This window comes from Bradyrhizobium sp. STM 3809, assembly GCF_000239795.1.
In the GTDB taxonomy this organism is placed as follows: domain Bacteria; phylum Pseudomonadota; class Alphaproteobacteria; order Rhizobiales; family Xanthobacteraceae; genus Bradyrhizobium.
The window spans coordinates 1-8,073 of sequence record NZ_CAFJ01000444.1 but is presented as its reverse complement, the minus strand read 5'-3'; the positions used below and the strand labels follow the sequence as shown (position 1 = coordinate 8,073).

Below are 8,073 nucleotides of genomic sequence, written 5' to 3'. Positions count from 1 at the left end.
ACGACCGCAGTAGGCCCCTAGTTTTTAGAAAAAACGAAAGCCCATTTTTTCTCTGAGAGGACCGGACAAGGGTGATGTCCATGAGACGCCAGCGAAAACCGCCGGTCCGGCGCAGCGCGCTTTGTTAGTTCGCGGCCGCCGGCTGCGGGCAGGCAGCCGCTCTCGTCGACCCGCCGGGCAAATCACTTGCGACGGGGCCGGCGATCGATGGCGCCCGGCTCCTATCAGGCTGGTCAATACATCAAATCAAAACGATCAATTTTACGAATGTTCCGAATTCGCGCATCAATCGCCGGATCGGTCGGGCGCCGGCGCGCCGCCCCAGCCGGTCGATGGGCAAGCTCGTTTCAAGAGAAAGCGCGCCGCCGAGAGGGGGGAATATGGGACGAGGACTGAAGCAGTCCGCTCTGATGGCATTGGTGCTGGCCGGTATGCTCCAGGGAGCGCGGGCTGCAGAGAACGGAACGACCAACTATCCGGCGGGATCACCCGGCGTTTTCATCGGCACCATGCCGCCGATCCCCGGCCTGTTTGCGATCAGCCAGACCAGCTACACCAGCGCCAACGGGCTGTATGACGGGCAGGGCAACAAGCTGCCGATCAATTTCAAGTTGTCGTCGGTGTCGGAGACCATGCGATTCCTGGCCAGTTATCCCGGCGAATTCTTCGGGGCGCACGTCTACTCGCAGCTCGTCATCCCCTTCGTTCACCTCGAAAGCTCCAATCCTGCCGGATCGTTCCAGGCCAACGGGCTTGCGAACATCACCTTCTCGCCCGTCATCCTGCGCTGGGCCTTGTCGCCCGCTCAGAGCGTGACGGTGGGGCTCGACCTCATGCCGAACACCGGCACCTATTCGGCGCGGCAGCCGCTCAACGTCGGCACCAACTACACGACGATCTCGCCGGTCGTCGCCTATCGCTATGCCGATCCGAAAGGCTTCGAGTTCGCCGTCTCGCCGCGTCTGCTGCTGAACGGCACCAACACGGAGTCGGTCAATGCGTTCACGCAGCTGACCCAGCAGTATCGCAGCGGCGACGCGCTCGTGGTCGACTTCAATGCCGGCTACAACATCGGCGCGTGGAAGCTCGGCGTGGTCGGCGGCTACACGCATCAATATCAGGACGACAAGATCAACGGCGTCAAGGCGTTCAACCTGGCCGGCGTCCAGGACGGCAACCGGCTGAAGTCGCTCAATTTCGGCCCTTCGCTGACCTATGATGGCGGCGCCTTCCAGCTCAATGTGAACTATCAGCACACATTCCACGTGGAGAATGGCAGCCGCGGCGATACGGTGTGGGCGAACCTCGCGTTCCCGATCTTTGTGCCTGCGCCGCCGCCGGGCGCGGGCTCGCCCAGGCGCTGACCGGCCTTTCGTTCGATCTTCCGCCATTCGAAAGCGGCCGGCGTCCTGCGCCGGCCGCTTTTGTTCAGCCGATGTCACGCCGGCGATCACGGCAGCTCGGCCACGACCTCGCGCATCAGGTTGCGCAGCCACAGCAGGCCGGCATCATTGGAGCGATAGCGGTGCCACTGCACGCGCTGGCGCAGCACCGGCAACGCGACCGGCAGCTCGATGATGCGGATCGGCAGGCTGCGCTGGGCGGCGATTGCGAGCTTGCGGTGGACGGTGGCGATCCGGTTCGTCCCGGTGATGAGATGCGGGATCGCGGTGAACGCATAGACCGACACGTCCTCGCGGCGGCTGGTGTCGCGCTGCTCGAGATAATAGGTTTCGAGCGATTGCGCGGCGATCGCCGGCCGCATCACGACGTGGGAGGCCTTGGCAAAGTCCTGCCGTGACAGCTTGCCCCTGCCGAATTTTCCCTTGCTCCAGGCGATGACGCAGAAATCGTCCTCGAAGATGACCTCCGAGGGATGCAGCTTGGAGCTGAACTCCTCCGGGATGATCAGCAGGTCGACGTCGCCGCGCTCGAGCGCGCGCTCCGGCCGCTGCACCTGCTGCAGGAAGTCGAAACGGATTCCGGGGGCGATGGCCTCGCTGCGCGCCAGCAGCCGCGGGATCAGCGTCACCAGCGTGTAGTCCGACACCAGAATCTTGAAGCAGCGGTCGGATTGCGCCGGATCGAACTCGGCGGACGAGGCGATCGCCCAGTCGACCCGCACCAGCAGGTCCCTGATCGAATCCTTCAGCGCCTCCGCCCGCGGCGTGAGCTCCATCCTGCGGCCGATCTTCACCAGTAGCTCGTCATCGAAATAGGTCCGCAGGCGGAGCAGGGCGTTGCTCATCGCCGACTGCGTCATGTTCATGCGCGCGGCCGCGCCGCTGACGCTGCGCAGGTGCAGCAGATGGTCGAGCGCGACCAGCAGGTTGAGATCGAACTTGTTGTTGAAGCGCATCGCCAAGCCCGCGGGAGGTATTCAGAGGATCAATGTCATCGATCTTGATAATCAATTTTTCGAAATGGTCAAACGGAGCTAAGTCAGACTCCGGGAAGAAACGTCGAGGGGACGCGCGGCTGGTCCGCGCGTCGCGAGTGCAGGCATGTTCAAGTATTTTCCGACCAACTACGTCTGGAATCTCTCGGTCGATCTGGCGATCGAGATGGGAGCGCGGATCGGCGAGATCGAGGAGATGTGCGCGCCCCTCCAGGAGGCGGCGCGGCAGCCGGACGCCGCCGGCACCCGGGCGTTTCGCGAGACCTGGGCGCGGATGGCCGACAAGCTCTGTGAGCTCGCCGCCGAGGACGAGGCGAAGGGCCGGCTGCTCTCGGCCGGCGAGAAATATGGCCGCGCGGCGAGCTATCTGATCACCGGCGAGCGGCTCCAGGCGCACGACGCGCCGGGCCGGCTGGCGCTGTACCGCAAATGCCTCGACGTCTTCACCAAGGGTATCGCGCTGGCCAGGGAGAACTGCGAGCGCGTCGAGATCCCCTATGAGGGCAGCCACATCGCCGGCCTGTTGACGCGCGCGGAAGGGGTGGACGGGCCGGCGCCGCTGCTGGTGCAGGTCAACGGCTTGGACTCGACCAAGGAGATGAAATACCGCGTCGGCCTGCCGGCCTGGCTCGCCAGACGCGGGGTGTCGTCGCTGGTCATCGATCAGCCCGGCTCGGGCGAGGCGCTGCGCCTGCAGGGGCTCACCGCGCGTTACGACAGCGAGCACTGGGCTTCGCGCGTCGTCGACTGGCTGGAGACGCGCAGCGACGTCGATCCCAGGCGTATCGGCCTCGAGGGCGTCTCGCTCGGCGGCTACTACTGCCCGCGCGCGGTGGCGTTCGAGCCGCGCTTTGCCTGCGGCGTGGCCTGGGGCGCCAATCATGACTGGCGCGACGTGCAGAAGAAGCGGCTGCAGAAGGAAGGCAATTTTCCGGTCCCGCATTACTGGGCGCATGTGCGCTGGGTCTGGGGCGCGCGGGATCAGGACGATTTCATGCGGATCGCCGAGCAGGTGCATCTCGACGGCATCCTCGATCGCATCCGGGTGCCGTTCCTGGTGACGCATGGCGCCAAGGACTCGCAGATCCCGCTGCACTGGGCGGAGCGGACCTATGAGCAGCTCGTCAACTCGCCCAAGCGCGAGCTGAAGGTGTTCACCGACCGCGAGGGCGGCGCGCAGCATGCGAGCTTCGACAACAGCATCAACGCCGGCCACTACATCGCGGACTGGGTTGCCGAGACGTTGAACGGACGTGTCGCCTGAGCGGCAGGCGGGGAGGAGAGACATGAAGATTGTCGGTCTGGAGAGTCTGGTATTCGGTGTCGACGACATCGGCGGCGCGGCGCGCTTCCTGGTCGACTACGGGCTGACGCCTGTCGAATTGTCGGATCGCGGCGGCCGCTTCGAGGCGATGGACGGGACGGCCGTGGTGATCGCACGGCAGGACGACCCGGCGCTGCCGCCTGGGCCCGTGCCGGGTTGCCGCCTGCGCAAGACGGTGATGGGCGTCGCCGACGAGGCCACGTTGGGCGCGATCGCCGCCGAGCTGCGTCGCGACCGCGAGGTCCGGCGGCTGCCGGACGGCTCGATCGAGTCGATCGACGACGCCGGTTTCGTGCTCGGCTTTCAACTGACGGCGCGGCGGCCCTTCGTGCTCGCCGGCGAGATCTCGAATGCGCCGGGAGGCGTGGTGTTCAGGCCGGTCAACAGTCTCGGCGTGCCGCCGCCGGGCAGCGTGATCCGGCCGCGCTCGCTCTCGCACGTGGTGTATTTCGTGCCCGACGTGGTGAAGGCGGAGGCCTTCTACGTCAACCGCCTCGGCTTCCGCTGTACCGACCGCTTCACCGGCACGGGGCCGTTCCTGCAGCCCGGCGGCTCGCTCGACCATCACACCCATTTCCTGATCGGCGCGCCGCCGCACATGCATGGCGTCGAGCACTTCACGTTCCATTTCGGCGGCCCGTCGGAGATGATCACCAACGGCTATCGCTTCGTCGAGAAGGGCTACCAGGCGTTCTGGGGCCCGGGCCGTCACATCCTCGGCTCGAACTGGTTCTGGTATTTCAACAGCCCGTTCGGCTGCCACATCGAGATGGACGCCGACATGGATCAGCACGATGCGAGCTGGCGGCCGCGCGAGGCGACGGCCTCCGCCGACAACTCGCAGACCTTCCTGCTGAAGATGCGCAAGAAGTGGTATCCCGGGCCCGGAATTCCCGAGAATGGCGACTACGCGTGATGGCGCGCCGCCGGGCTGGGTTCGTCTGTGCCGCTCTGACGAGATCGGCGAGGCGCAGTCGCGCGGCTTCGATCCCGGCGACGAGGGGCAGGACCGCCTGTTCGTCGTCCGATGGCAGGGACAGCTGCATGCCTGGCGCAATGCCTGTCCGCATGTCCAGGGTGCGCCGATGGCCTGGCGGCGGGATGCGTATCTCAACGCCGCGGGCACGCGCATCGTCTGCCATGCCCATGGCGCCGAGTTCATGCCCGACAGCGGGCTCTGTGTGCAGGGACCGTGCCGCGGCGAGCGGTTGAGTCCCATCGCGCTCGTCGTCGATGCCGACGGCGAGCTGTTCGTGAAATCATAACACGCCTGCAAGGGCGGATTGACGAGGGAGGAGGGCACCATGGCAGTGGTGAGCAGGGTGCTGACGATCGGCGGCGGGTTTTCCGGCATGGCCGCCGCGATTCAGATGCGCAAGGCGGGTATCGCGGTCGACCTCGTCGAGCGCGATCCGGACTGGCGCCCGGAAGGCGCCGGCATCTCGATCAGCGGGCCGACATTGCGCGCGCTCGACCAGATCGGCGTGCTCGCCGAGTTCGCGCGCCGCGGCTCGACGTCGGATGGCGTCGAGCTGTTCACGCCATCGGGGCATCGCATCGGCGAGATCCCGACGCCGAAGCCTCTCGGATCAGATGTCGCGGGCGGCGGCGGCATCATGCGCCCCGAGCTCGGCCGCATCCTCGCGGATGCTGTGCGCGAAGCCGGCGTCAGCGTGCGTGTCGGCTGCAGCTACACTGACATCACGCAGCACGACGACGCGGTCGACGTCGCTTTCACCGATGGCACGACGGGCCGCTATGATCTCGTCGTCGCCGCCGACGGCGTGCATTCGAAGACACGGGCGCTGCTGTGTCCCGAGATCAAGCCGCCGCGATATATCGGGCAGGTGGTGTGGCGCGCGGTGCTGCCGCGGCCGGACGAGATCGTGCGGCCGCGGATGTGGCTCGGCGGAGCGGTCAAGGCCGGCGTCAATCCGGTATCGCCGAGCCACATGTACATGTTCATCACCGAGGCGCGGCCTGAGAGGCTCGAGGCCGAGCGCCCGGCATGGCCGCAGCTCGTGGCGGACATGCTCGCGCCGTTCAGCGATCCCGTGCTGACGGCACTGCGGCCGCATCTGTTCGCGGCTGACGCGGCGATCGACTATCGGCCGCTGGCGAACCTCCTGGTGCCGGCGCCGTGGAATCGCGGCCGCGTCATCCTGATCGGCGACACCGTGGCGGCGACCACGCCGCATCTCGCCTCCGGTGCCGGCATCGGCATCGAGAGCGGCATCGTGCTGGCCGAGGAGCTCGCGCGCGCATCGACGTTGCAGGAGGCGTTCGACCGCTTTCATGCGCGACGCTGGGAGCGCTGCCGCATGGTGATCGAGAACTCCGCGCAGCTCTGCCGCATCGAGATGGAGAACGGCGACAAGGCCGAGCACGCCCGGATCATGCGCGAGTCGATCATCGGCCTGACGCAGCCGATCTGACAAACAGAAAAAACAACGGGAGGAAACGATGACGGCGACGACGGAAACCTGGCGCGGGCGCATCGCCCTGATGGTCGCGCATTGCGCGGGGATGGTGGACCTCGTGGCGCTGCCGGTCTGGGTGGGCACGCTGATCGCGCGCTACAAATTCAGTCCGCAGCAGGCCGGCCTGCTCGCGACCCTGTTCCTGCTCGGCGCCGTGCTCAGCAGCCTGGTCTTCGCGCCGCGCTTCAACCGCATGAATGCGCGCCTGGCGGCGTTTGCCGGATACGCCGCGGCCGCGCTGGTGTTCGCCGTCGCGAGCCGCACCTCGGACTTTGCGCTGCTCGCGCTGCTGCATGCGCTGGCGGGGGCGACGGCGGCGTGCGGGCTGAGCTTCACCCATGGCACCATCGCGCGCAGCGCCAATCCGCACCGGCTGTTCGCGATCGTCGGCATGGCGCTCGGGGTGTTCGCCATCCTGTTTCTCGGCGCGACGCCCAATCTCGTGGCGAGCTTCGGCGGGCCGGCACTGTTCGTGGTGTTCGCCGGCGTCATGGCGGTCGCGGCGCTGGCGTCGGCGGTGTCGTTTCCCAAGGGCGTGGTGCGCAGCGACGAGGATCTGATCGCCGAGGTCAGCCATCTGCCGCGCGCGGTATGGTTCGGCATCGCCGGCATCAGCCTGATGGCGCTGACCCAGGCGATGCTGTTCAGCTTCATCGAGCGCATCGGCATCGACCGCGGCTTTGGCGCGGAGGCGGTCACCGGCGTGCTGATCGCGCTCGGCTTCGTCAATCTGCTGCCGGCGCCGCTGGCGGCCCTTCTGGAGACGCGGCTGCCCGCGCGCCACGTGCTGCTGGCCGGGCCGGTCTTCCAGGCGCTGATCGCGGTGACCATCACCTTCGGCTCGGGCTTGCTTCCCTATGCCGTCCCGACCGCGGTGTTCGCGGCGGTGATGATCTTCACCCACACGTTCGCCTTCGGCCTGTTGTCGCGGCTCGATCCGACGGCGCGCGCGCTCGCCGGCACGCCGGCGATGCTGATGATCGGCGCCGCGATCGGCCCGATCCTCGGCGGCACCTTGGTGCAGCTGTTCGGCTATCCCGCGCTCGGACTCGGCGCCGTCGTCATCTCGTCGATGGCCGTCGTCATGTTCTCGCGCGTGTTCGCCGCGCGCGGGGCTGCGTCCGCCACCTCTCTCGAAATCGCCTGACCAGGAGACCTGTCGCATGACCCTTCCGCAGATCCGCCGCGTCGTCACCGGACACGACGCCGATGGCGCCGCCGTGATTTCGTCCGACGGCGCGCTGCCGACCGTGACCGAGCTCGCCGCGATCCCCGGCACCTTCTTCCACGAGGTGTGGAGCACGCAGGCGACGCCTGCGCCGATCGACAATGGCGCCGATCCGACCATCGGGCCGCTGCGGCTGCCGCCGCCCCCACATGGCAGCCGCATCCGCTTCGTCGACATTCCGCCGGACACCGAGGACTTCCTGCGTAACGGCGCCGCGCGGATGCAGGCCGCGTTCAGCCAGATCGGCGATCCCCATGCCTCGACGGTGACCAAGCAGTCGCCGCATCCGCTGATGCATCGCACCGAGACGATCGACTACGGCATCGTCATCTCGGGCGAGATCACCCTGGTGCTCGACAAGGGCACGGCGGATCTGAAGGCCGGCGACGTCGTGATCCAGCGCGGCACCAATCATGCGTGGGCCAATCGCAGCGACAAGCCGTGCCGGATGCTGTTCATCCTGGTCGACGGCAAGTTCGGTCCCGAGGCCAATCCGGGCAAGGCCGACTGATGCAGCTCGCGACCTATCAGGACGGCAGCCTCGACGGCCGCCTCGTCATCGTCTCCAGGGACCACGCGCGCGCCGTCGAGGCGGCCGCGATCGCGCCGGATCTCGCGACCGCGCTGCGGCGCTGGCAGGACA

General features: G+C 67.2%; 8 protein-coding genes and 1 pseudogene. 8 read left to right on the top strand and 1 reads right to left on the bottom strand.

Features of this window, described 5'->3' with window-relative positions; all coding sequences use genetic code 11:
* Positions 1 to 380: 380 nt before the first annotated feature.
* A complete protein-coding gene (locus BRAS3809_RS20710; protein ID WP_008963988.1) occupies positions 381 to 1,364 on the top strand; it encodes a SphA family protein in 984 nt (327 codons plus the stop codon).
* 86 nt (positions 1,365 to 1,450) lie between these two features.
* On the opposite strand, the gene BRAS3809_RS20705 is transcribed toward BRAS3809_RS20710, so the two are convergent.
* The gene (locus tag BRAS3809_RS20705) at positions 1,451 to 2,359 is read right to left on the bottom strand and encodes a LysR family transcriptional regulator (RefSeq protein WP_008963987.1); all 909 of its coding nucleotides are present in this window, start codon (positions 2,357 to 2,359) and stop codon (positions 1,451 to 1,453) included.
* 145 nt (positions 2,360 to 2,504) lie between these two features.
* On the opposite strand from BRAS3809_RS20705, the gene BRAS3809_RS20700 reads away from it, so the two are divergent.
* The 7 genes and pseudogenes from BRAS3809_RS20700 to BRAS3809_RS36005 form a co-directional block, all read left to right on the top strand.
* Positions 2,505 to 3,662, top strand: coding sequence for an alpha/beta hydrolase family protein (locus BRAS3809_RS20700; RefSeq protein WP_008963986.1), 1,158 nt, complete (start codon positions 2,505 to 2,507; stop codon positions 3,660 to 3,662).
* Positions 3,663 to 3,684: 22 nt separating this feature from the next.
* Positions 3,685 to 4,638: a VOC family protein gene (locus BRAS3809_RS20695; protein ID WP_008963985.1), complete on the top strand. Its 954-nt coding sequence runs from the start codon at positions 3,685 to 3,687 to the stop codon at positions 4,636 to 4,638.
* The gene (locus tag BRAS3809_RS20690; protein ID WP_008963984.1) at positions 4,622 to 4,987 is read left to right on the top strand and encodes a Rieske (2Fe-2S) protein; all 366 of its coding nucleotides are present in this window, start codon (positions 4,622 to 4,624) and stop codon (positions 4,985 to 4,987) included. Before BRAS3809_RS20695 ends, BRAS3809_RS20690 begins: the two co-directional genes overlap by 17 nt.
* Before the next feature lie 39 nt (positions 4,988 to 5,026).
* The gene (locus tag BRAS3809_RS20685; RefSeq protein WP_008963983.1) at positions 5,027 to 6,157 is read left to right on the top strand and encodes an FAD-dependent oxidoreductase; all 1,131 of its coding nucleotides are present in this window, start codon (positions 5,027 to 5,029) and stop codon (positions 6,155 to 6,157) included.
* Between the two features lie 28 nt (positions 6,158 to 6,185).
* Entirely contained in the window at positions 6,186 to 7,349 is a 1,164-nt protein-coding gene (locus BRAS3809_RS20680; RefSeq protein WP_008963982.1) for an MFS transporter, read from the top strand.
* 16 nt (positions 7,350 to 7,365) lie between these two features.
* The gene (locus BRAS3809_RS20675) at positions 7,366 to 7,941 is read left to right on the top strand and encodes a cupin domain-containing protein (protein ID WP_008963981.1); all 576 of its coding nucleotides are present in this window, start codon (positions 7,366 to 7,368) and stop codon (positions 7,939 to 7,941) included.
* Positions 7,941 to 8,073 (top strand): annotated as a pseudogene (locus BRAS3809_RS36005) (fumarylacetoacetate hydrolase family protein); the annotation flags it as partial. The gene BRAS3809_RS20675 and the pseudogene BRAS3809_RS36005, both read left to right, overlap by 1 nt.

Excerpts from the sequence above, each read along its gene's own strand:
- BRAS3809_RS20685 (WP_008963983.1), top strand. The coding sequence starts at position 5,027 with ATGGCAGTGGTGAGCAGGGTGCTGACGATCGGCGGCGGGTTTTCCGGC.
- BRAS3809_RS20710 (WP_008963988.1), top strand. The coding sequence starts at position 381 with ATGGGACGAGGACTGAAGCAGTCCGCTCTGATGGCATTGGTGCTGGCC.
- BRAS3809_RS20695 (WP_008963985.1), top strand. The coding sequence starts at position 3,685 with ATGAAGATTGTCGGTCTGGAGAGTCTGGTATTCGGTGTCGACGACATC.
- BRAS3809_RS20705 (WP_008963987.1), bottom strand. The coding sequence starts at position 2,359 with ATGCGCTTCAACAACAAGTTCGATCTCAACCTGCTGGTCGCGCTCGAC.
- BRAS3809_RS20700 (WP_008963986.1), top strand. The coding sequence starts at position 2,505 with ATGTTCAAGTATTTTCCGACCAACTACGTCTGGAATCTCTCGGTCGAT.
- BRAS3809_RS20680 (WP_008963982.1), top strand. The coding sequence starts at position 6,186 with ATGACGGCGACGACGGAAACCTGGCGCGGGCGCATCGCCCTGATGGTC.
- BRAS3809_RS20675 (WP_008963981.1), top strand. The coding sequence starts at position 7,366 with ATGACCCTTCCGCAGATCCGCCGCGTCGTCACCGGACACGACGCCGAT.
- BRAS3809_RS20690 (WP_008963984.1), top strand. The coding sequence starts at position 4,622 with ATGGCGACTACGCGTGATGGCGCGCCGCCGGGCTGGGTTCGTCTGTGC.